This is a genomic window from Winogradskyella sp. (assembly GCF_016744625.1).
GTDB lineage: Bacteria > Bacteroidota > Bacteroidia > Flavobacteriales > Flavobacteriaceae > Winogradskyella.
The window spans coordinates 1-22,919 of record NZ_JADGDZ010000016.1 but is presented as its reverse complement, the minus strand read 5'-3'; the positions used below and the strand labels follow the sequence as shown (position 1 = coordinate 22,919).

Annotated in this window: 19 protein-coding genes; 11 read left to right on the top strand and 8 right to left on the bottom strand. The window is 32.9% G+C overall.

What is annotated here, in order from left to right; translation table 11 throughout:
• Positions 1–81 precede the first annotated feature (81 nt).
• Positions 82–1,020, bottom strand: coding sequence for an SPOR domain-containing protein (locus tag QZZ53_RS05605; RefSeq protein WP_296382397.1), 939 nt, complete (start codon positions 1,018–1,020; stop codon positions 82–84).
• 106 nt (positions 1,021–1,126) lie between these two features.
• Between QZZ53_RS05605 and dprA the strand changes: the two genes are divergently transcribed.
• Complete coding sequence (dprA, locus tag QZZ53_RS05600; protein WP_296382396.1) at positions 1,127–2,230, top strand: DNA-processing protein DprA; 1,104 nt, start codon at positions 1,127–1,129, stop codon at positions 2,228–2,230.
• On the opposite strand, the gene trpS is transcribed toward dprA, so the two are convergent.
• Positions 2,227–3,195 carry a tryptophan--tRNA ligase gene (gene trpS, locus QZZ53_RS05595; protein WP_296382394.1) on the bottom strand — a complete coding sequence of 323 codons (969 nt, stop codon included), beginning with the start codon at positions 3,193–3,195 and terminating at the stop codon, positions 2,227–2,229. The two genes, dprA and trpS, sit on opposite strands and share 4 nt — an antisense overlap.
• Before the next feature lie 93 nt (positions 3,196–3,288).
• Here trpS and QZZ53_RS05590 point away from each other — a divergent pair, with 93 nt between their 5' ends.
• Positions 3,289–4,053, top strand: a complete 765-nt coding sequence (locus QZZ53_RS05590; protein ID WP_296382391.1) for a lysophospholipid acyltransferase family protein — start codon at positions 3,289–3,291, stop codon at positions 4,051–4,053.
• A gap of 57 nt (positions 4,054–4,110) precedes the next feature.
• Here QZZ53_RS05590 and QZZ53_RS05585 read toward each other — a convergent pair whose 3' ends face one another.
• The 4 genes from QZZ53_RS05585 to recA form a co-directional block, all read right to left on the bottom strand.
• Entirely contained in the window at positions 4,111–5,688 is a 1,578-nt protein-coding gene (locus tag QZZ53_RS05585; protein WP_296382389.1) for a hypothetical protein, read from the bottom strand.
• Positions 5,688–6,233, bottom strand: coding sequence for an RNA polymerase sigma factor (locus QZZ53_RS05580; RefSeq protein WP_296382387.1), 546 nt, complete (start codon positions 6,231–6,233; stop codon positions 5,688–5,690). The genes QZZ53_RS05585 and QZZ53_RS05580 overlap by 1 nt, the downstream gene beginning before the upstream one ends.
• A gap of 54 nt (positions 6,234–6,287) precedes the next feature.
• On the bottom strand, positions 6,288–6,707 hold the full coding sequence (locus QZZ53_RS05575) for a hypothetical protein (RefSeq protein WP_296382385.1): 420 nt from the start codon (positions 6,705–6,707) through the stop codon (positions 6,288–6,290).
• A 106-nt stretch (positions 6,708–6,813) separates the two neighbouring features.
• Entirely contained in the window at positions 6,814–7,818 is a 1,005-nt protein-coding gene (gene recA, locus QZZ53_RS05570; protein ID WP_296382383.1) for a recombinase RecA, read from the bottom strand.
• A gap of 393 nt (positions 7,819–8,211) precedes the next feature.
• Between recA and QZZ53_RS05565 the strand changes: the two genes are divergently transcribed.
• Genes QZZ53_RS05565 through QZZ53_RS05555 form a run of 3 tightly spaced genes read left to right on the top strand, consistent with a single transcriptional unit; the run spans position 8,212 to position 10,766 of the window.
• Entirely contained in the window at positions 8,212–9,285 is a 1,074-nt protein-coding gene (locus QZZ53_RS05565; RefSeq protein ID WP_296382381.1) for a rhodanese-related sulfurtransferase, read from the top strand.
• 6 nt (positions 9,286–9,291) lie between these two features.
• Positions 9,292–10,536, top strand: coding sequence for a peptidase U32 family protein (locus QZZ53_RS05560; protein ID WP_296382379.1), 1,245 nt, complete (start codon positions 9,292–9,294; stop codon positions 10,534–10,536).
• Positions 10,536–10,766 carry a ferredoxin gene (locus QZZ53_RS05555; RefSeq protein ID WP_296382377.1) on the top strand — a complete coding sequence of 77 codons (231 nt, stop codon included), beginning with the start codon at positions 10,536–10,538 and terminating at the stop codon, positions 10,764–10,766. Before QZZ53_RS05560 ends, QZZ53_RS05555 begins: the two co-directional genes overlap by 1 nt.
• Before the next feature lie 39 nt (positions 10,767–10,805).
• On the opposite strand, the gene QZZ53_RS05550 is transcribed toward QZZ53_RS05555, so the two are convergent.
• Positions 10,806–12,230 carry a peptidoglycan DD-metalloendopeptidase family protein gene (locus QZZ53_RS05550; protein ID WP_296382375.1) on the bottom strand — a complete coding sequence of 475 codons (1,425 nt, stop codon included), beginning with the start codon at positions 12,228–12,230 and terminating at the stop codon, positions 10,806–10,808.
• 209 nt (positions 12,231–12,439) lie between these two features.
• On the opposite strand from QZZ53_RS05550, the gene ricT reads away from it, so the two are divergent.
• From ricT to QZZ53_RS05525, 5 genes are all read left to right on the top strand, one after another.
• A complete protein-coding gene (ricT, locus tag QZZ53_RS05545) occupies positions 12,440–13,642 on the top strand; it encodes a regulatory iron-sulfur-containing complex subunit RicT (RefSeq protein WP_296382373.1) in 1,203 nt (400 codons plus the stop codon).
• Complete coding sequence (locus QZZ53_RS05540; protein ID WP_296382372.1) at positions 13,626–14,132, top strand: gliding motility lipoprotein GldH; 507 nt, start codon at positions 13,626–13,628, stop codon at positions 14,130–14,132. The genes ricT and QZZ53_RS05540 overlap by 17 nt, the downstream gene beginning before the upstream one ends.
• Positions 14,133–14,137: 5 nt before the next feature.
• Entirely contained in the window at positions 14,138–16,513 is a 2,376-nt protein-coding gene (locus QZZ53_RS05535) for a transglycosylase domain-containing protein (protein WP_296382370.1), read from the top strand.
• Positions 16,514–16,594: 81 nt separating this feature from the next.
• Positions 16,595–17,299, top strand: a complete 705-nt coding sequence (locus QZZ53_RS05530; protein WP_296382368.1) for a CoA transferase subunit A — start codon at positions 16,595–16,597, stop codon at positions 17,297–17,299.
• Between the two features lie 91 nt (positions 17,300–17,390).
• Positions 17,391–18,044 carry a CoA transferase subunit B gene (locus QZZ53_RS05525; protein ID WP_296382367.1) on the top strand — a complete coding sequence of 218 codons (654 nt, stop codon included), beginning with the start codon at positions 17,391–17,393 and terminating at the stop codon, positions 18,042–18,044.
• Between the two features lie 349 nt (positions 18,045–18,393).
• Here the strand turns inward: QZZ53_RS05525 and QZZ53_RS05520 are convergent, their stop codons facing one another.
• Complete coding sequence (locus tag QZZ53_RS05520; RefSeq protein WP_296382365.1) at positions 18,394–20,085, bottom strand: ABC transporter ATP-binding protein; 1,692 nt, start codon at positions 20,083–20,085, stop codon at positions 18,394–18,396.
• A gap of 224 nt (positions 20,086–20,309) precedes the next feature.
• Here QZZ53_RS05520 and QZZ53_RS05515 point away from each other — a divergent pair.
• A partial coding sequence (locus tag QZZ53_RS05515; protein ID WP_296382363.1) for a M14 family zinc carboxypeptidase occupies positions 20,310–22,919 on the top strand: 2,610 nt, incomplete at its 3' end.

Genomic DNA, 22,919 nt, shown 5'->3' with positions numbered 1-22,919 from the left:
ATTGAGAATAACAGAATACTATTATTAAAGAAAGTTTATCATTCGAGCTAGCACTGAACGTAGTCGAAGTGAAGTAGAAACTTATTTAAGTTTCTTAATCAACAACCAAGCATCGCGATTATGCTCACGACGAATTTTGTATAGCTCACGTTTTGCGTCTGCTCTATTTTCAAAGCTTGCGTAAACCACTTCGTGTAAACCATAACGATTAGCACCAATTTTTCTGGCCTTATAACCTTTGGCTCTTAACTGATTTACTTTTTTATCAGAATTAGCCTCAACTCTAAAAGCACCAGCAACAATATGGTAATTACCACTTTGTTTATCTAGAGATAAAGTCGCAGCTGGTAATGGATTACTTATAACAAAAGTAGCTTCCTGTACTTTAGCGTTAAGTTGTTCATTGGCTTGTTCTTGAGCCAACTGATTATGATCTTCAATAGTATTATTGTAATAATTTGCAGCTCCAAAACCGCATAAACCTAAAAAAACAACAGCAGTAGCAGCATATTTAAGCCAGTTGTTATTAGAACGTCTTTCTGGTGTCAATGCAATAGGTGCAGTGGCCTCAACAGTCTCAACTGTTTCTTTGTATACCTCACGTGTAATATCAGAAGAAGAAAAGTGCGACAATCCAAAAGCATCAGTTAAATAATTGACATGATTAGAAGGATCGAAAACAATCTTTCCATTTGTATTTAAAATCAATTCACCAATGTTTTCAAACTGAATAGTTTCCCCTTCAACTAAATATGATTTTATAGATTTCACTTGTTTGGAAATCTTATCTGTAGCTGTAGAATATGGTATTTTTTCAACCTCAGCAATATAGTTAGCTAGTAAACCATCGTTATTTTGTAGTTGTTCATTAAAAGACAACACCTTTTTAGGCGGATAAAATGTATGAGTTGTTTCATGCACTTTAGCCGAAACACGATTCGTTAAAAATGCCCCAAAACCAGGAACAGTAACACAATCGTAACGGTATAAAAGGTCGCTAATGTAAGTCTCTAACTGCATATGAAGCAAAGTTAAAAATTTTTGATTCTGAAAGAAGTTTAGCACGATTTAGTTATTAACATCAGAAAAATTTAGTTTCTTGTAGGTTTGAAATCAATACTTTATAATGACAGATCAACAATTAATTTATGCATTAGCTTTACAACATGTGCCAAAAATAGGAGCTACAACGGCTAAAAAGTTAATAAATCATTGTGGTTCTGCTGAAGGTGTTTTAAAAGAGAAGAAATCTAAACTTTTAAAAATTGATGGTATTGGCACCATTACTATTGAAGGGCTTTTTGATAAAATTCATCTTGAAGAAGCTGAAAATGAATTAAGATTCATCAAAGATAATAATATTGTTTCCCATTACTTTACAGAAGACACGTATCCAGAACGTTTAAAACATTGTATTGATGGACCAATAGTCTTGTTTCAATCGGGAAACATAAATTTAAAACAACAACACATTATTAGTATTGTTGGCGCACGTAAAATAACAACAAGTGGTATTGCATTCTGTGAAAAATTGATTGAATCCTTATCGCAATTTAATCCGATTATAGTTTCTGGTTTTGCTTATGGCACAGACATTACAGCTCAGAAAGCTGCAATAAAGCATAATTTACAAACCATAGGTTGCTTAGCCCATGGTTTGAACCAAATCTATCCTAAAGTGCATAAAAAATATGTTGCTGATGTTGAAAATCATGGTGGTTTTTACACCGATTTTTGGAGTACAGACCCTTTTGATAGAAATAATTTTTTAAAACGAAATAGAATTATTGCAGGTCTTAGCGAAGCAACCATTGTTATAGAATCGGCGGAAAAAGGAGGAAGCTTGGTAACGGCTGATATTGCAAACTCATATAACCGAGAAGTCTTTGCTGTACCAGGAAGAACAACAGATAGCCAAAGTGTTGGTTGTAATAATCTGATAAAATTTCAGAAAGCACATTTATTATCTAATCCGTTGGATGTGCCATATATGTTAAACTGGGAATTAGAATCTGATAAAAAACCAGTAGCGCAAAAACAATTATTTGTTGAGTTAGATCCAGATGAGAAAATCATCTATAATTTTCTAAAAGAGAATGACAAAGAGTTGTTGGATGTTATTGCTTTACGCTGTGAAATGCCAACCTACAAAATAGCTGGTATTTTATTAAATATGGAGTTGAAAGGTGTTGTTAGACCTTTGCCTGGTAAGCTGTTTGAGGTTATTTAATAACCGACTTTATCTCTAACACGTTTTAAGACTTCATTTGCAACATCTTTTGCTTTTCTAGCACCATCAAATAATACTTCATCTAGTGCACTAAGATTATTCATGTAAGACTGATAACGATCTCGTGGTTTATCGAATTTAAGCATTATCAAATGAAATAAAGCTTGCTTTGCATGACCATAACCATAACCGCCTTTTTCATAGTTAGATTTCATGAGATTAATTTCTTCTTCTGAAGCTAGTAATTCATACAATGCAAAACAGTTACAAGTTTTCCAATCTTTAGGATCTTCTAAAGATGTGCTGTCTGTTTCAATAGACATAATTTGCTTACGTAGTTTTTTTTCTGGTAAAAAGATATTAATAATATTACCCTTGCTCTTACTCATTTTCGTACCATCTGTTCCAGGAATCAGCATAGTGTCTTTTTGTATGTTTGCTTTTGGTAAAACAAAAGTATCTCCCATTTTAGCATGAAAACGAGAAGCCACATCACGTGTCATCTCTATATGCTGTTCTTGGTCTTTTCCTACAGGTATGATTTCGGCATCATATAATAAAATGTCTGCAGCCATTAACATTGGATATGTAAACAAGCCTGAATTGACATCCTCTAAACGATCTGCTTTATCTTTAAAACTATGTGCTAATGTTAAACGTTGATATGGGAAGAAACAACTTAAGTACCAAGACAACTCGGTAACTTGTGGCACATCACTTTGTCTATAAAACACGGTTTTCTTGAAATCTAACCCAAAAGCCAACCATGTAGCAGCTGTAGAATATGTGTTTTGACGAAGTGTACCAGCATCTTTAATTTGAGTTAAAGAGTGCATATCTGCAATAAACAAATAAGAGTCATTTGCATCATCTTTTGCTTGTTCTATTGCTGGTAAAATTGCGCCTAAGATATTACCTAAGTGTGGTGTTCCTGTACTTTGTATTCCTGTTAGTATTCTTGCCATGTCAACTTCCTGCGAAAGCAGGAATCTCTTTAAAAGTTAAACGATGCGCAAAGATAATTTTTTTAGTAGAACTATTTACTTAGTTTTGATGCTATGACAATATTTAAATATCCGTTTTGGGTTTTATATCGTATTTGGTTTTACATTCTTGTACTAATACCAATATTAGTATTGTTTCCATTGCTAATCATTTCAATCTCTAAAGAGAAATGGTACCCTTATTTTTTTAGACTCGCTCGGATTTGGTCTAAGTTTATTTTAATAGGAATGGGTTTTGGTTACAAAATCACGAAAGAAGAAATACTAGAACCTAAAAAAAGTTACATGTTTGTGGCTAATCATACTTCAATGGCAGATATTATGTTGATGTTGGTAGCTTCTAAAAACCCATTTGTGTTTGTTGGAAAGAAGGAATTAGCTAAAATCCCACTATTTGGTTTCTTTTATAAACGCACATGTATTTTAGTAGATAGAAGCAGTGCTAAAAGTAGACAGACTGTTTTTTTGAGAGCACAACGGAGATTAAAGCAAGGGTTGAGTATATGTATCTTTCCCGAAGGAGGAGTGCCTGAAGAGCATATTTTATTAGATGCTTTTAAAGACGGAGCATTTCGTTTGGCAATTAATCATCAAATACCTATTATACCTATAACCTTTTATGATAATAAAAAGCGATTTTCATATACCTTCTTTAGTGGTGGGCCTGGAAGAATGCGAGCGAAGATTCATAAGTTTTTAAATACAGAAGGATTAACTACAAAAGACACAAAATCTCTTAATGAAAAAGCTAGAAACATTATTTTGAATGAATTGACTAGTGATACAGTAAAAACAAAAAAGCTACTCAACCACGAGTAGCTTTTGTCATCATTGCATCCATCATTGCTTAATAGTATTACAATAACCTAATTTAACCTAAAACTTAAAACTTAATCCAGTATATACACCAACAAAGAAGGGTCTGAAATTACCAGACGTATTATTGAATGTATTTATTTGGTACTTGAACTGAGGTTCAAGATTGATATTCCATTGTTTTGTAAGGCTATAATCTAAGCCTAATCCAAAGTTGGCACTAAAACTAGTGTCATTAATGTTATTAGCTTCACCAATTAATGTTGAAGTTCCATCTATATCTGCATAGATCTCATTCTGATTTAAAAAGAAAGTACTGAATCCGCCAATGACATTAATACCAAACTTTTTATCTAATAAGCGATATTCTAATTCTAGAGGCACTTCAATAAAAACAAAACGTTGATCAACATCACCAGCTAATTTAGTATTAAAGGCTTCTGGTGCTGAAGATGTGCTCAACATTGTAGAGCTCATTAGTAGTACATTTTGCACTTTATTATTAAATGTAATATTTCCAGTTGACTGCTCAACAGAACCTCCTCTTGATACTATTTCTGGCCCTGTAAAGGCGAAGACATCTGAAGTCTTTTGATTAAGATTAACACGGTTAACACCAGCTCTAATCTTCAGTTTTTTAGAAACAACATAAGCTCCAGTAATACCATAACTCATATTAATAGCACTACTTTTAGTATTATCGTTAAACTGCTGGTCTAAAGAAGAGCCTTGACCCAAAGAACTGTAATAAACAGGTGCAACATTTGGAGAAATGCTCCACCTGTTTTGTTTATCTTCTTTTTCATCTATAGCTTCAGTGTTTTCTGCAATAGCGTTTTGTATTGATTCTTTTTTAGGATCTTCGGTTATAGCTGAATCATTCGTGTTAGCATCATCATTATTATTTGCTTTTGTGCTTTTAGCTTCTGTTTTTTTAGATGTTGAATTATCTACTGTTGCTGTAGTATTATCTTTTTTAGTTTTCTCAATTCCTGAATTTAATTCAGATTCAGGCACAAGTTTAATTGCTTTTGATTGCTCCGAAATAGTATTACCTTTTTTAGTATTTGAGACTACTTTAGTATTATTTTCTTTATTAGTAATAGTTTTTAATTTATTGAATTTAAGAGAAGTTGAAGTCTTTTCTTTTTCATTAGAATTATTAACAACAGTATTTAATTGAGATTTCACAGGAGTTGTTAGCTGACCAGAATTAGTCTTCTGTTGATGCAGACTACTTTTTCCTTCTTCTAAATTAGATTCTTCTTGTGAATCTGAAGAGACTAACTTAAGCGTGTCTTCACTAGTATTTATTAACTCATCTTGTTTAGAATCGGTTGTAGTATTTAAATTATCCTGATTTTGCTTGTTTTCAGCATCGCTTTTATCAGTATTTACAATAGGAAGATTTTGATTATTGTTGTCATCAGAGTTAAATACAGAAACACCAACAGTCAATAACAATGCAATCACTGCGGCAACTCCGCCAATTTGCCACCAAAGCGCAATAATTCTTCGCTTTTTCTTTTTATTAGGAAGACTTTCGTTTATGCGATTCCAAACAGCATCATTAGGTGCTACCTCAAAATCTTTAAACTTTTCTTGAAAAAGTCGGTCTATGTTTTTCTTATTGTTCATTATCTATAATGCGAATTTGACTTCGCTTTGTAATCTTCTATTTTTTCTTTTAAAATCGATCGCGCTCTCGCTAAATTAGATTTCGAGGTTCCTGTTGAAATACTAATTAATTCGCTAATTTCTACATGTGAATATCCATCTAATACATACAAATTAAATACCAATCTGTAGCGATCTGGCAATTCTTGAATGATTTTCAATAAAAAATCAATAGTCACATCTTCATCATTAATATCTACTGAGACATCTTTAATATTGCCTTCGTTTATAATATCATAAACTCCAACATCTTCTCTGTAGCGTTGCAATGATGTATTAATTGCAATGCGTTTTAGCCAACCTTCAAAAGAGCCTTTGTTTTTATACTGACCTATTTTACTAAATACAGTTATAAATGCATCATGCAGATTGTCTTCTGCTTCCACATAATTTTTAGAATACTTAAGACAAAGCGAAAATAGTTTACTTGCATATTGCTTGTATAATTGGCTTTGAGCTTGAGCATCTTGTTTAATACAGTTCTTTATGAGTCTATCTAAACTCACATTAGTTCAGGGATTAGTTAGTTAGTAATAAAAAGTTTAAATTGCTATAAAGTTCTAATCTTCGGGCACAACAACGGGAACTTCTACAATATAATATTGATCCTGACCTCCCGTATCGGATCCTTGATAAAACCTAAACACATAGGTTTCTAAACTATTAACTTGAAAATCAAAACTAACTTCTACTTGTTCGGTAGACCCAAAACAATCTTGATCTGTATAAACGGTATTAACAACAGCTACAGTTCTTTGATTTAAATTTGGTTGGAATATAAAATCATTAAATTCGTAACAATCATTAGGCCTACTGTAGGTCATAGAGATTTCGTGTGTTTCTCCATGTATAAATTCAATAGGGATGTCTACACTTTGAATAGACATTATTTCCAAATAGAAATTTGGTGGATTACTGTCCTCAATACTACATGAACTTACTGATATAAATAAAGATAAATACATTAAATATTTCCTCATATTTCGTTTCTAAAAAATTAATTATTACTTAGTAGATGCAAAAAACACAAAAGGGTTGCGTCTAAAACTAAAAAAATCCTGAATTTTTATCAGGATTTTTATTTTTTTATTTAGACTCGTTAATTAATGCCCTAACTTTTTCCTCTAATTCATCCATTAAATCAGGATTGTCCTTAATCAGAGATTTAACGGCGTCACGTCCTTGACCAAGTTTAGTGTCCCCATAGCTAAACCAAGAACCACTCTTTTTTACAATTTCGTGGGTTACAGCTAAATCTAAAACTTCTCCAACTTTAGATATACCTTCTCCATACATAATATCAAACTCTGCTAGTCTAAATGGTGGTGCAACTTTATTTTTAACCACTTTAACTCGGGTTTTATTACCCATAACGTTACTATCGCTATCTTTAATTTGTGTAGAACGTCTAATATCTAATCTAACAGAAGCATAGAATTTAAGAGCGTTACCACCAGTAGTAGTTTCTGGGTTACCAAACATTACACCAATTTTTTCACGTAACTGGTTAATGAAAATGACTGTACAATTTGTTTTACTAATTGAAGCGGTTAACTTTCTTAAAGCTTGAGACATTAAACGTGCATGTAAGCCCATTTTAGAATCTCCCATTTCTCCTTCAATTTCACTTTTTGGTGTTAATGCAGCTACAGAGTCAATAACAACAATATCAATAGCACCAGATCTAATTAAATTATCTGCAATTTCTAGAGCTTGTTCACCATTATCTGGTTGAGAAATAATTAAGTTATCAATGTCGATACCTAAATTCTCAGCATAAAAACGATCAAAAGCATGTTCGGCATCAATAAAGGCAGCAATACCACCAGCTTTTTGTGCTTCGGCAATTGCATGTAATGTCAGTGTTGTTTTTCCAGAAGATTCTGGTCCATATATCTCTATAACTCTTCCTCTTGGATATCCACCGACTCCTAGAGCAATATCTAAACCTAAAGAACCCGATGAAATCGCATCTACATCTTCAATAGCCTGATCACTCATTTTCATTACAGTCCCTTTTCCGTAGGCTTTATCAAGCTTGTCTAGGGTTAATTTTAGTGCTTTTAATTTTGCGTCTTTTTCACTGCTCATTTCTTCTATATGTCTTAATTAATGTATCTCCAAAAATACCACTTATTTTAATTATTTCAATTTTATGACGCAACCATTTTACACTTTTTACATCTACTAAATGAAAAAGGAAATAATTGCTATGTAAACTATAATGTTGCGATAAGTCTAGAAACAAGTTTTCTACTTTAACAATTAAATTAGCAAAACATTAGGTGTTTCAGCTGCTGTTAAATCCGCGGTAGCTGTGAAGCCGATGTAGGTTAACTTTTTTAGTTTAGTTTTAAGTTGGTAGTTAATCTAAAAAGCGCTTTAAAATTTTTAAAGTGCTTTTTTTGTGCTTCGTCCTAAGCATTTAACTAAAAATAATACCTTTGCGTTTTAATTATTCTTTAACCTTAAAATTAGTATAGCATGCAACTGTACAACAACTTAAGTGCCAAAGAAAGAGCAGAACTTATTGAAAAAGCGGGAAAAGAACGCTTAACAATCTCTTTCTACAAGTACGCCAAAATTGGCAACACTGAAATTTTCAGAAACCATATGTTTTTAACTTGGGACCAACAAGAGGTCTTAGGAAGAATTTATGTAGCAAAAGAAGGCATTAATGCACAACTCTCTGTGCCTGCTGAAAATTTTGAAATCTTTAAAAATCATTTAGACACCATTTCTTTTCTAGAAAATGTAAGATTGAATATTGCTATTGAGCACGATAATTTTGCCTTTTTAAAACTGAAAGTTAAAGTGAGAAACAAAATTGTAGCGGATGGTTTAAATGATGAATCCTTTGATGTTAGAAACAAAGGTGTCCATGTTAATGCTGAAAAATTCAATGAACTCATAGAAGATCCAAATACAGTTTTGGTAGATATGAGAAACCATTATGAAAGTGAAATAGGTCATTTTAAAAATGCTGTAACACCAGATGTAGATACTTTTAGAGAATCTCTAGATTTAATAGAAGAAGATTTGCGAGAACACAAAGAGGGTAAAAAATTAGTAATGTATTGTACTGGTGGGATTCGATGTGAAAAAGCAAGTGCTTATTATAAACATAAAGGTTTTAAAAATGTATTTCAGCTCGAAGGAGGAATTATAAACTACGTTAGGCAGATTGAAGCAGAAGGTTTAGAAAATAAATTTTTAGGTAAGAATTTTGTTTTTGATGAGCGACGTTCAGAACGAATCTCTGATGATGTCATCGCCAATTGCCATCAATGTGGAGAACCTGCAGATTTACATACCAATTGCGCTAATGAAGCCTGCCATTTGTTGTTTATACAATGTGAAACATGTAAAGAAAAAATGGAAAATTGCTGCTCAACAAATTGTATGGAAATAAACAGATTACCATATGAGGAGCAAAAGGCATTACGGAAAGGTCAAGGTAATAGTAATGATATCTTTAAAAAAGGAAGAGCAGACCATTTACCTTTTAAAAAGGACTTGCGGAATATATTTGAAACCTTGAAAACTGATAAAAGCTAATTAGTTATGCAAAAGATAGAACTAATGGCACCTGCAGGAAATTTTGAATCCTTGCAGGCGGCTTTAGATAATGGTGCGGATTCTATTTATTTTGGAGTCGAGCAACTCAATATGAGAGCGAGAGCTTCGATTAATTTTACTTTAGACGATTTACCAAAAATTGTTGAGCGTTGCGAAGCTAAAAATGTTCGAAGTTATCTAACCTTAAATACAATAATCTACGATCACGATTTATCAATTGTAAAAACATTGATTAAAAAAGCTAAAGAAGCAAATGTAACAGCAGTTATTGCCATGGATCAAGCTGTTATTGCTGTCGCAAGAGAGCATAAAATGGAAGTACATATCTCCACGCAAATTAATGTTACCAATATAGAGGCGGTTAAATTTTATGCCATGTTTGCTGACACTATGGTTTTAAGTAGAGAATTAAGTTTAAGGCAAGTAAGGCATATTACAGAACAGATTGAAAAAGAGCAAATAAAAGGGCCATCAGGTAAATTGATTGAAATAGAAATATTTGGACATGGTGCACTATGCATGGCTGTTTCCGGTAAATGTTACATGAGTCTTCATGCATATAATTCATCGGCTAATAGAGGAGCTTGTAAGCAAAATTGCAGAAAGAAATATACAGTTATTGATCAGGAAACTGGTATTGAAATGGAACTAGATAACGAGTACATTATGTCACCAAAAGATTTATGTACTATCGATTTTTTAGACCAAGTAGCAGATGCTGGTATAAAAGTTTTAAAGATTGAAGGTCGTGGTCGTGCGCCAGAATATGTTGCTAAAGTTATAAAGTGTTATAGAGAAGCCATAGACAGTTTAGGAAATAACCAATATTCTAAAGAACAAGTTATTTCTTGGATGCAAGAACTTGAAAAAGTTTATAATCGCGGATTTTGGAGTGGATATTATTTAGGTCAAAAGTTAGGAGAATGGAGTAAAGGATCTGGCAGCCATGCTACACAGAAGAAAGTATATATTGGTAAGGGTGTTCATTTTTATCCTAAGGCTCAAATAGGAGAGTTTAAAATAGAGGCTTATGATGTATCTATAGGAGATACTATCTTAGTCACAGGTCCAACAACAGGAGCTCAAGAGTTTCAATTAAAAGAGATGCTCGTTAACGATAATTCGTTAGAAAAAGGAACAAAGGGTGATTCTATTACTATTCCTTTAGAATTTCGAATTAGACCATCGGATAAATTATATAAAATAGTAGAAAATAAAGTTGAAGTTTAATGGTTGTTATAACCTTACAACGCCATAAATGTATTGGCTGTAATTACTGTGTAGAACTGGCACCAAATCAATTTCAAATGTCTAAAAAAGACGGTAAATCTGTTTTGCTTCATTCCGAAGAAAAAAAAGGATTTTATACACTTAAATCAAAAAACTATGAGATTCTAGAACCCAGTTTAAACGCTTCTAAAGCTTGTCCTGTAAAAATAATTACAGTTAAGGATACTTAGAAAATATAAAAGACTCTATATAGTTAGAGTTTTTTTAGTTTACCTCTTTATTATTTTAATAGTTTTCTTCTGATTTTCTTCACCTTCAAGTGTTACAAAATACATGCCATTAGAAAGTTGAGAAAGATTCAGGTCTTTTATACCATCAGCTGAATTTTCATTAAAATGTAAAACCGTTTTACCTAAAATATCAACAACAGTTGCGTTTTTGATTTTAGTTTTAGAGTTAATATTTATAATAGTATTAAATGGATTAGGATACAACGAAGTTTGACTAAAATCATTTTCATCAACACTTAGAGGATTAACAACATTGAATGTGTGTGTAACGGTTTCTCCAGCAAAAGTCACTTGCCATTTCCATTCACCTTCCATTTCAAAATGACCACTTAAGCTCCAATAATAATACCAAGATGAGGCTGTTGTTTGTACCGAAATATTCCAATTATTAAATAAAGTTGTGTTATCTGGTCTTATAATTTCAAGAAATATATTATCGCCAGCAGTTTGGTCTCTTAGATAAAAAGCAGGATAGATAGTGTCGTCAGTTTCAAAATCATCACTTATATAAGTGGTTTCAGTTGTTGGACAAGGGGGGAAAATATTTGGAGGTTGACTATGTGTTAATACTGCATTTATTTTCGGGTTTACATATGGTTTTTGATTTGCCCACCAAGAATCAACATTCATACTATTACAACTTCCAAAATAAGGGTCTATTAAACCTGTAAGTATATTATTAACGACACCTTCATAAACTTCAAAATGTAAATGAGGTCCAGTAGAAACACCAGAGCTTCCTACAATTCCTAAATATTCGCCTTCAGTTACCATATCACCAACATTTTTTGAAGTGGTAGACCCATTTTTCATATGTCCATACATAGTAACACTTCCATCACTATGTTGCACATAGACTGCATTCCAAGGCGTTGTAGTGTTAAAGTTACAACTACGGTCAAACTCACCATCACTTTTATAAATGATTTGCCCTGGAGCCGCTGCGATTATTTCTACGCCATCATCATCCATTAATTTCCATGTGAATGGCCAATTGTAAATATCCATTCCTTGGTGGTTGTATCCACTAGTTGTGTCGTAAGATTTTGTGCCACAATTATAATCTGTAATTTGATTAGGGAAGTTTGTATTATGGTCTACATAGTTAGAAATAGCCCAAACATCATTAAAAGTTACATTGCTAGCTTTTTGAATTGGCCAAATAAAAAGAGGATGATTACCTCTTCGACTTTCAGAATAGTATAGATTATTTTGAAGTTGTAATTCTTCGAGGCTAGATTTAACTGTTTGAATTATATCACGTCTTTGCTCTGAAGTTAAACATGGTTTTTTTTCAGGATTAAAAACAAATTCACCTCCATTAACAGAAACATCTGGAGTTTGAGCTCTGCAAAAACTCATGACAAAGAGCAGAAAAACGAATAATGTAATTTTAGATTTCATAATTTTAGATGTGTTGGTTTAAACTAATATAGGTGTCAACTAAAAATGTGAGCATTAAGTTATGAAAATATTTTCATAAAACCCTCAAAAACAGTCTTTAAACCTAAGTTAGCTAACTAAAGAAATAATCTTATCTTTACTTTTTAATTTATTTATGAATCCTTTATCTAGATTTTTTTAGACATCTAGACTTAATATATATAATTTTTATGGCTTGTAACAGTTGCTCAACTGGTGAAGACGGCCAACCAAAAGGATGCAAAAACAATGGGACTTGTGGTACAGATAGCTGCAATAAACTTACTGTTTTTGATTGGTTAGCTAATATGTCACTTCCTAACGGACAAGAACCTTTTATTGGTGTAGAAGTACGTTTTAAGAACGGCAGAAAACAATATTATAAAAACACAGAAAATCTTACTTTAAGCATTGGAGATATTGTTGCTACACAAGCAAAATCTGGCCACGATATAGGAATGGTTACACTCACAGGTGAACTGGTTAGAGTGCAGATGAAGCGAAAGAAAGTAAATCTTGAAGATGCTGAGAACGTTCTAAAAATATATAGAAAAGCATCACAAAAAGATATCGATATTTGGTCTGCTTCTCGCGACAAGGAAGAGCCAATGAAGGTGAGAGCACGTCAGTTTGCTATTGATTTAAATCTGAAAATGAAAATTTCGGATATAGAATTTCAAGGTGATGCAAGTAAGGCAACTTTTTATTATACAGCAGAAGAACGCGTAGATTTTAGAGAGCTTATTAAAGTCTTTGCACGCGAGTTTAGAACACGTATCGAAATGAAGCAAGTTGGCTTTAGACAAGAAGCAGCAAGACTAGGTGGAATAGGTTCTTGTGGTAGAGAACTATGTTGTTCTACGTGGTTAACAGATTTTAGGTCGGTTAGTACATCAGCAGCGCGTTATCAACAGCTATCTCTAAATCCTTTAAAGCTTGCAGGGCAATGTGGTAAATTAAAGTGTTGCCTTAATTACGAATTAGATGCTTACTTAGATGCATTAAAAGCATTCCCTAAAAAAGACGCTAAACTTTATACTGAAAAAGGAAATGCTGTTTGTCAAAAGACAGATATTTTTAAAGGACTAATGTGGTTTGCTTATGAAGGTGAATGGATGAATTGGCATGTGATTACTACAGATCAAGCTAATGAAATTATTGCCAAGAATAAGAAAAAAGAGAAAGTTGCAAGTCTAGAAGAATATGCAGCTGAGCACATTCAAGACACTAAAAACGAGTTTGAAAACGTTGTTGGTCAAGATAGTTTAACACGTTTCGATAATCCAAAATCGAAAAACAAACGTAAAAACAATAGGAACAACAACAAAAATCGAAACCGAAATAAAAATCGTAATCAAAAGTCAAATCAGAAGCCAAATGCAGAAAAGAACTAGTAGGTTACTGTTTCTAGCAGTTATCTTTTGTTTTTTAATCACAAGTTGTGACTCAAAATCGGTTTACGATGTTTATAAATCAGTACCAGATCAATGGAACAAAGATTCTATTGCTAGTTTTAATTTTAAAGCACCAGATACCTTAAAGAATTACGATTTGTATGTGCAGTTAAGAAATACTAACGATTATCAGTTTAGTAATTTATTTCTTATTGTCGAGTTGAATTATCCCAACGGAAAAGCAGTTAAAGACACTTTAGAATACAAAATGGCAGCACCAAATGGTGAGCTTCTAGGAACAGGGTTTTCGGATATTAAAGAAAATAAACTTTGGTTTAGAGGATTTAAAGCACCTTTTCAATTTGAAGAGGAAGGAGATTACACAGTCATCATACAGCATGCGATGAGAAACAACGGAGACGTCAATGGTATTATGAATTTAGAAGGAATAACAGATATAGGTTTTAGAGTAGAACAGGCTCAAAAGTAGTAATTATGGCAAAGAAGAAAGCAACACAATCTAAAGCAGAAACATTAGATTTTTCAAAATACATTCGTTGGTTTTGGATGGCATTTGCAGGTGGTATCTTAGCAGTGATTTTATTATTCTTGTTAGCATCTTGGGGAGCATTAGGCGAAATGCCAGACCATACAAGATTGGAAAATCCTGAAACCAATTTAGCAACAGAAATTATTTCTACAGATGCTAAAACCCTTGGAAAGTTTTATTTTAATGACAACAGAACACCCATCGGTTTTGAGGATTTACCAAAGAATTTAGTAGACGCCTTAATAGCAACAGAAGATGTACGTCATTATGAGCATTCTGGTATCGATGCCAGAGGAACATTAAGAGCTATTTCTAGCTTAGGGGGAAGTGGAGGAGCTAGTACAATATCTCAGCAGGTTTCGAGACAGTTATTTGTAGGAATTAGATCTAATAATAAGTTTGAAGCAATAACTCAAAAAATAAAAGAATGGGTTATAGCTATAAGATTGGAGCGTCAATATACAAAAGAAGAGATTATTGCCATGTATTTTAATATTTATGACTTTGGTAATAATGGTGATGGTATTCGTTCCGCATCAAGAATTTATTTTAACAAAGAGCCAATGGAGTTAGATTTAAAAGAATCTGCTATGTTGGTTGGAATGTTTAAGAATTCATCTTTATATAATCCTATACCATCAAGAAACCCAGTTGGAGTTAAAAATAGGCGTAATGTTGTTCTATATCAGATGATGAAGTATGGATATATAACGGAATCTGTTAAAGATTCTCTTCAAAAAACTGAGCTAGATTTAAATTTCTCGCCAGAAACCCATAAAGAAGGAATTGCAACCTATTTCAGAGAATACTTAAGAGGTTTTATGAAAGATTGGGCGAATGACAAAAACAATAGAAAACCAGATGGTAGCAAATACGATTTGTATAGTGATGGATTAAAAGTTTTCACAACGATAGATTCGCGAATGCAAAAATATGCAGAAGATGCAGTTGCACAACATATGCCAAGACTTCAAGCCGAATTTGATAATCAAAACACACCAAAGCGAAACAAAACAGCTCCATTTTTAGAGTTAGATCAATCTGAAATCACCAAACTGATGAATGATGGAATGAAACGTGGTGAGCGTTGGAGAATACTCAAAAACCAAGGAAAATCTGATAAGCAGATTAGAGCCTCATTTGAAAAGTCAGTAGAAATGCGAGTTTTTAAATGGATAAATGGGAAAGCTGGTGAAGTAGATACGATAATGAAACCAATTGACTCGATGCGTTATTACAAATCATTTATGCGTACAGGTATGATGTCAATGGACCCAATTACTGGTCATGTTAAAGCATGGGTTGGTGGTATGGATTATAAGCATTTTCAGTACGATATGGTAAAACAAGGAAAGCGCCAAGTTGGTTCTACATTTAAGCCTTTTGTTTATTCTACAGCGATAGATCAATTACAACTATCTCCTTGCGATTCATTTCCGAGATCTCCAATAACTATTGAAGCTAATAAATTTGGAAATCCTGAGGCTTGGACTGTTAAGAATTCTGATGGAAATTATTCAGGGATTCAAACTCTTAAGGATGCATTGGCAAGTTCTACAAATACTGTTACTGCACGATTAATGAACGAAATCGGGCCACAACCTGTTGTTGAGATGGCAAAAAAATTAGGGATAACAGCAGATATTTTACCAGTACCAGCAATTGCATTAGGGACACCTGATATTAGTGTTTACGAGATGGTAGCTGCCTATTCTACATTTGCCAATAAAGGAGTTTATAATAAGCCTGTAATGGTCACTCGTATCGAAGATAAAAATGGTACAGTGCTATATCAATTTGCCCCAGAAAGTAAAGATGTATTGAGTGAGGAAGTGGCTTATGTTACCTTGAATCTTATGGAAGGTGTAACGAATGCTGGTTCTGGTAAACGACTTAGGCATAATTCTGAATGGTTAAAGAAGTCAGCTGTTTATAAAGAAGTTATGACTGGCTACCCTTATGAGCTTAAAAACCCAATTGCAGGTAAAACAGGGACTACACAAAACCAAAGTGATGGTTGGTTTATGGGTATGGTACCAAATTTAGTAACTGGTGTTTGGGTAGGAGCAGAAGATAGAGCTGCTCATTTTAAATCAATTCATTATGGCCAAGGTGCTTCTATGGCATTGCCAATTTGGGGATTGTATATGAAATCTTGTTATGCCGATGAAACACTTAATGTATCTACTGATAAATTTGAAAAACCATCTCAACTTAATATCAATGTAGATTGCACGGCTGTAGACGAAGGTGATATAGGTAGTAATTCTGAGACCACTGAAGATGAGGATGTAGATGTAGATTTTATGCCTTTACCTTAATATTGCATTTATTTTTAGTTAGATTTTAACACTAAATCTAGCCGTAGTTTTGTATTTTTAAGAAGCTAAATTTTTCAATTTATGATTAATAAAGAAGTAGCCAATGTTGTTGAAGCATTGCGAGGTGTTAGTAATAGCATGACGTTTATGTTTGGTGGTTTTGGACTTTCAGGAATACCTGAAAATGCCATAGCAGAATTGGTAAAACTTAACGTAAAAGATTTAACCTGTATTTCTAATAATGCAGGTGTAGATGATTTTGGTTTGGGTCTATTGTTACAGCAAAAGCAAATTAAAAAAATGATTTCGTCTTACGTTGGTGAGAATGATGAGTTTGAACGTCAAATGCTTTCAGGTGAGTTAGATGTGGAATTAATTCCACAAGGAACATTGGCTGAACGTGCTAGAGCTGCTCAAGCAGGTTTTCCAGCGTTTTATACACCAGCTGGTTACGGAACAGAAGTAGCAGAAGGTAAAGAAACCAGAGATTTTGATGGTAAAATGTATGTTTTAGAACATGCTTTTGATGCTGATTTCGGATTTATTAAAGCATGGAAAGGTGATGCTGCAGGAAATCTAATCTTTAAAGGAACAGCACGTAACTTTAATCCTAACATGTGTGGAGCAGCAAAAATTACTGTTGCTGAGGTTGAAGAATTAGTTCCTGTAGGTGAATTAGATCCAAACCAAATACACATACCCGGTATTTTTGTGCAACGTATATTTCAAGGAGATCATTTTGAAAAACGAATTGAACAGAGAACAGTTAGGCAGAGAAATAATTAAGGCTTGTCATTCCTGTGCAAGCAGGAATCGATCAGTAAGAATAAAGTTTCATTTAAAAAGATTCCTGTCTTCGCAGGAATGACAGAAAAACATGTTAGATAAAAACGGAATAGCAAAGCGAATAGCAAAAGAAGTTAAAGACGGTTACTATGTTAACTTAGGAATTGGAATTCCGACTTTGGTTGCCAATTTTGTAAGAGACGATATCGAAGTAGAATTTCAAAGTGAAAATGGAGTATTAGGTATGGGACCATTTCCCTTTGAAGGAGATGAAGATGCAGATATTATTAATGCAGGAAAACAAACTATAACAACATTACCAGGAGCAAGTTTCTTTGATTCGGCAACAAGTTTTTCAATGATAAGAGGACAACATGTTGATTTAACGATACTTGGAGCAATGGAGGTGTCAGAAAATGGCGATATAGCTAATTGGAAAATCCCTGGAAAAATGGTTAAAGGAATGGGTGGAGCTATGGATTTAGTAGCTAGTGCAGAAAATATTATTGTAGCCATGATGCATACTAATAGAGCAGGAGCATCTAAGTTGTTGAAATCGTGTTCATTACCTCTCACAGGAGTTGCTTGTGTAAAGAAAATTGTAACAAACATGGCGGTTTTAGAGGTAGCACAAAAAGGATTTAAATTATTAGAACGCGCACCAGGAGTTTCTGTTGAAGACATTCAAAATGCGACTGAAGGTCATTTAATTATTGATGGAGATATTCCAGAAATGAAATTATAATTTTTTAAAACCAACTAAGTTTTACCGCTATGTCTTTAGCGGTTTTTTGTAGGGTAAATCTCTAATAAAATGTATAAATGTTAAATAAAAATGCATTTCATCGAATTTTAACGTGTTTAAACAGATTAATCTAAAAGATGTTACATATTAGCAGTCCCAAGTCTATTAAACCAAATTTACCATAAACTTAAAATTCTTTTTGCCCCAAATCTACCTTAAATTACTAATTATGAAAACTCAACCAAATCTACCAGAACCTACTTTAAATGAAAATGTTTTGTTTTCAAATTTGAAAAATACCGCGAAAGTAATTTCAGGTGTTTTAGAATTAACTAAGAAAATATTCATGCTATAACCCTTTTGGAATAGCATGAATTAATTTTTTGGTATATTCTCTTTCTGGTGATTCGTATATTTTATCAGCATCACCAATTTCCTCAATTTTCCCTTTATTCATAACAATCAATTGATCTGCCATATATTTCACAACGGCTAAATCGTGTGAAATAAATAGGTATGTAAAACTAAATTGTTCTTTTAAACTATTTAGCAGATTTAGAACTTGAGCTTGGACAGAAATATCTAGAGCAGAAACGGATTCATCACAAACAATAAGTTGAGGTTCTAATGCGATGGTTCTTGCAATACCAATTCGCTGTCTTTGTCCTCCAGAAAATTCATGAGGATATCTATCATAATAAGAGGTATTTAGGCCAACCTTATCTAAAATGGTCAATACTTTTTCTTTACGCTCATCATCAGAATTACCAATATTATGAACTTTCATTGGTTCTAATATAGCATTGCCAATAGTAAGTCTTGGGTTTAGTGAAGCAAAAGGATCTTGGAAAATAATTTGAATATCTTTTCGTAATTCTCGCAGTTCATTTTGTTTTAAATTGGTAATAGAATTACCTTTATATTTAATACTACCACTCGTTGCTTTATCTAATTGGAGTATTGCATTTCCTAAAGTAGATTTTCCACAACCAGATTCTCCGACTAGACCAACAGTTTCACCAGGATATATTTTAAAACTTACGCCATCAACTGCTTTAAAAGGTTCATCTTTTGAAAACCAACCTGTCCTAGAGAGGTAAGTCTTTTCTAGATCAATAACTTCTAATAAAGGTTCTTGATTATAAAGTTCTTTATGATTTTCTTTTCTATTACTATCAGATACTATTGCTTTATTAATAGTATTAGACATAAAATCTGAAATTGTAGGCAACTGCTTTAATCTAAACTCTGTTGATGGCCTAGCTCCAATTAAGGCTTTAGTATAATTATGTTTTGCGTTGTTAAATGTTGATTTGGTTGAACCTTGTTCAACAATTTCCCCTTTATACATTACCATGACCTTATCAGCTAATTCCGAAACTAAGGATAAGTCATGTGAAATAAATAAAACGCTCATTTTTGTTTCTTTCTGAATCTCTTTAAGGAGTTCTAAGATATCTTTTTGAACTGTAACGTCTAAAGCTGTAGTTGGCTCATCTGCAATCAATAGTTTAGGTTTGCAAGCAATTGCCATAGCAATCATAACACGTTGTTTTTGTCCGCCAGAAATTTCGTGAGGATAGGCTTTTGCTATTCTATTTGGGTTGGGAAGCTTTACTTTTTCAAATAAGTTTAAGACTTCAGCATTAATTTCAGATTTCGATAGATTTGAATGTTGTTTTAAAATTTCTTCAACCTGTTTACCACAGCGCATAGATGGGTTTAAAGAACTCATAGGTTCTTGAAAAATCATAGCGATATCTTTCCCTCTTATTGTTTGAAATTCCTTTTCGGAAAATTCAGTGAGATTTAAATTATTAAATACAATCGAACCAGATGTAATTTTAGAAATACCTTTTGGAAGCAAACCCATTAATGCTAAAGAAGATATAGATTTACCTGAACCAGACTCTCCGACAACGGCTATAATTTCATTGGATTTGATTTCATATGATATAGACTTAATAATTTGGTTTTCTGTCTTTTCATTAAAAAATGAAATAGAAAGGTTTTTGACTCCAAGCAAGTTTTTATTTAGCATATGTAAAAATAATTAAAATAGAGGATCAAATATGATGCAATACTCTCATTTCTGTTAAAATATGTATGTAGATAAGTATTTTTAATGTATTGATAATGAGTAATTTATATATTATACACAAAAATCATTACGCATTTCGTCGATTTTATTTACGCTTTGTCTATATTTTATAAATTTTTGCAATATATTAGCAGCCTAACAAAATTCATTGAAACCCCAAACTGATGAAAAAAATTACTTTAACCTTAATCGCTATTCTATTATTTGTATTTACTGCGTATGCACAGAATACTGAAAAACAAAAGGCTGAAAACTATCTTAATACTAAAGGGGAATTAACCTTTACATTTCAAGTTGAAAATGATATAGATGTAGAGGCCCTTACCCAAGATATGTCTTTGGTAAATTATAACCCAAGTACAAAGACGGTAAAGGCATGGGCAAATACAACTCAATTTAGACAATTTGAATCCCAAAATATAGCATATCAAGTTCCTAAGAATGAAAACGAAGTTGATGAGAATTTAATTTATGATGTAAGGCCATTAGCAAATAGATCTAGTGCTGCCACATTAACTTTTCCAGTAACGTCTTATCCAACATATGCAGAATATGCGCAACAAATGCAAGATTTTGAAAACGATTATCCTACGTTAGTTGAAAAAATTAGTATAGGGGCAACTGGTCAAGGAGATAAAGAGTTATTATTTGTAAAGATTTCAGATAATGTATCTACTGATGAGCAAGAGCCTAAATTAATGTTAACGTCTTCTATGCATGGAGATGAAATAGCAGGTTATCCAATGATGTTAACTTTAATAGACTACATTTTAACAGTTTATAGTAATACTGGTCATGCAGATCATGCAAGGATTAAAAATTTAGTTGAAAATGCTGAAATCTGGATAAACCCTAGCGCTAATCCAGATGGAACGTATCATAATAGTTCAGGAAATACATCAGTTACACAAGCACGAAGAGGAAATGGTAATAATATAGATTTAAACAGAAACTATCCAGACAACGTTGCTGGACCACATGACGATGGTCAAGTTTATCAAACAGAAACTCTAGCATTTATGGCATTGGCAGATGCTAATGATTTTGTAATATCTGCAAATTTTCATGGAGGTACAGAACTGGTTAACTACCCATTTGATAATGCTTATGCTGAGGAATATATACATTCAGATAATGATTGGTTTGAACATATTGGTGTAGAATACGCTACGCACTGTCAAACAGATGCTAATGCTGGTAATACATCAACACCTTCATATAATAATAAGGCATCATATATGACTGATGATGATGATTGGGATAATCCTGGTGGAGCACATGCTCATAACTATTCACAGAGTCCTGGTGTAACCCACGGAGCTGAATGGTATAGAGTTTATGGTGGTCGTCAAGATTATATGAATTTTTATCAACAATGTAGAGAGGTGACAATAGAACTTTCTGATGTTAAGATATTAGCGGAAAGCTCATTAGATGATTATTGGTATTATAATAGAGATGCTTTATTAGACTTTTTAACTCAAGGAACTTATGGGTTTAGAGGTTTAGTGGTAGATGCTAATACAAGTAATCCAATAGAAGACGTTAAAGTGACTGTAGTAAGTCATGATGCTTATGGATCTGAAATATTTACAGATAATCATGGCGCATATTATAGACCTATAAAAGGAGGTACTTATAGCTTATTATTTGAGGCTCCATGTTACCAATCAGCAACAGTATCTAGTCAATCAATAAGTGATGGAAACACTGTTACTTTATCTGATGTATTATTAACTCCAATTACACCTTCATTACCCAATAGCTTAAATGCAACTTCTATAGGTACAGCTTCAGCTACTTTAGGGTGGACGTCAACTGGGTCAACTTTTGATTTAAGATATAGAGAAGTAGGTACAACACCTTGGTCCGATGTAACGGGTTTAACAACAAACTCGTATGATCTAACAGGATTAAGTATAAGTACAGATTATGAATATGAGGTAAGGTCGCTTTGTAATTCAAATACGTCTGCTTATTCTACAGCTTTTAATTTTACTACATCCTCTGTTACTTACTGTGCCTCACAGGGCGATGATTTCTCTGACGAGTTTATTTCTAGAGTACAATTAAATACAATAGATAATACATCTACAGGGCAATCTTATTCTGATTTTACAAGTATTTCTACAACTCTAATTGTTGGTGAAGGTTATACAATAACAGTGACACCAGAATGGACAGGTGGCTCCTTTTCGGAAGGTTATAGAGTTTGGATAGACTATAATGGAGACGGTATTTTTACAAATGCCGAGCGTGTAATGAATCAAGCTCCTACTCAAAACGCTTCTGTAAGTGCAACATTTAATATACCTGTTACTGTAACGACAGGTAATACTAGAATGAGAGTTTCAATGCGTTATAATGCTAATCCAAGTGCAGACGGATGTGGTTCTTTTAATTATGGTGAAGTTGAAGACTATACTATTAACTTATTTGATGGTCTTGTTTATAGTAGTAATATATGGACGCCTAATGCTCCATCTAATTCAACATCATCAAAGGACGTTTTAGTTGAAGATGGAACATATACTGTAAATTCAGATATTAATATTAACAACTTAACAATTAATTCTGGTGCAACAATAAACGTTAATAAAGCCAATACAGTTACTGTAAATAATGGTATAACTAATAACGGTGATTTTATTTTAAATTCAGATTCTAATGAGTATTCTAGCTTATTAGTAGATGGAACAGTTACAGGAGATGTTAAATACGATCGCCATGTTAATTCTAATGCAAACGGAAATGATTTAGTATCACCACCAGTT

Bases quoted from the DNA above. Each gene is read 5' to 3' on its own strand.
- ricT (WP_296382373.1), top strand. From the start codon at position 12,440: ATGGCTTGTAACAGTTGCTCAACTGGTGAAGACGGCCAACCAAAAGGA.
- QZZ53_RS05575 (WP_296382385.1), bottom strand. From the start codon at position 6,707: ATGAGGAAATATTTAATGTATTTATCTTTATTTATATCAGTAAGTTCA.
- QZZ53_RS05605 (WP_296382397.1), bottom strand. From the start codon at position 1,020: ATGCAGTTAGAGACTTACATTAGCGACCTTTTATACCGTTACGATTGT.
- dprA (WP_296382396.1), top strand. From the start codon at position 1,127: ATGACAGATCAACAATTAATTTATGCATTAGCTTTACAACATGTGCCA.
- QZZ53_RS05565 (WP_296382381.1), top strand. From the start codon at position 8,212: ATGCAACTGTACAACAACTTAAGTGCCAAAGAAAGAGCAGAACTTATT.
- QZZ53_RS05535 (WP_296382370.1), top strand. From the start codon at position 14,138: ATGGCAAAGAAGAAAGCAACACAATCTAAAGCAGAAACATTAGATTTT.
- QZZ53_RS05560 (WP_296382379.1), top strand. From the start codon at position 9,292: ATGCAAAAGATAGAACTAATGGCACCTGCAGGAAATTTTGAATCCTTG.
- QZZ53_RS05590 (WP_296382391.1), top strand. From the start codon at position 3,289: ATGACAATATTTAAATATCCGTTTTGGGTTTTATATCGTATTTGGTTT.
- QZZ53_RS05550 (WP_296382375.1), bottom strand. From the start codon at position 12,230: ATGAAATCTAAAATTACATTATTCGTTTTTCTGCTCTTTGTCATGAGT.
- QZZ53_RS05555 (WP_296382377.1), top strand. From the start codon at position 10,536: ATGGTTGTTATAACCTTACAACGCCATAAATGTATTGGCTGTAATTAC.
- QZZ53_RS05530 (WP_296382368.1), top strand. From the start codon at position 16,595: ATGATTAATAAAGAAGTAGCCAATGTTGTTGAAGCATTGCGAGGTGTT.
- QZZ53_RS05525 (WP_296382367.1), top strand. From the start codon at position 17,391: ATGTTAGATAAAAACGGAATAGCAAAGCGAATAGCAAAAGAAGTTAAA.
- trpS (WP_296382394.1), bottom strand. From the start codon at position 3,195: ATGGCAAGAATACTAACAGGAATACAAAGTACAGGAACACCACACTTA.
- QZZ53_RS05520 (WP_296382365.1), bottom strand. From the start codon at position 20,085: ATGCTAAATAAAAACTTGCTTGGAGTCAAAAACCTTTCTATTTCATTT.
- QZZ53_RS05585 (WP_296382389.1), bottom strand. From the start codon at position 5,688: ATGAACAATAAGAAAAACATAGACCGACTTTTTCAAGAAAAGTTTAAA.
- recA (WP_296382383.1), bottom strand. From the start codon at position 7,818: ATGAGCAGTGAAAAAGACGCAAAATTAAAAGCACTAAAATTAACCCTA.
- QZZ53_RS05540 (WP_296382372.1), top strand. From the start codon at position 13,626: ATGCAGAAAAGAACTAGTAGGTTACTGTTTCTAGCAGTTATCTTTTGT.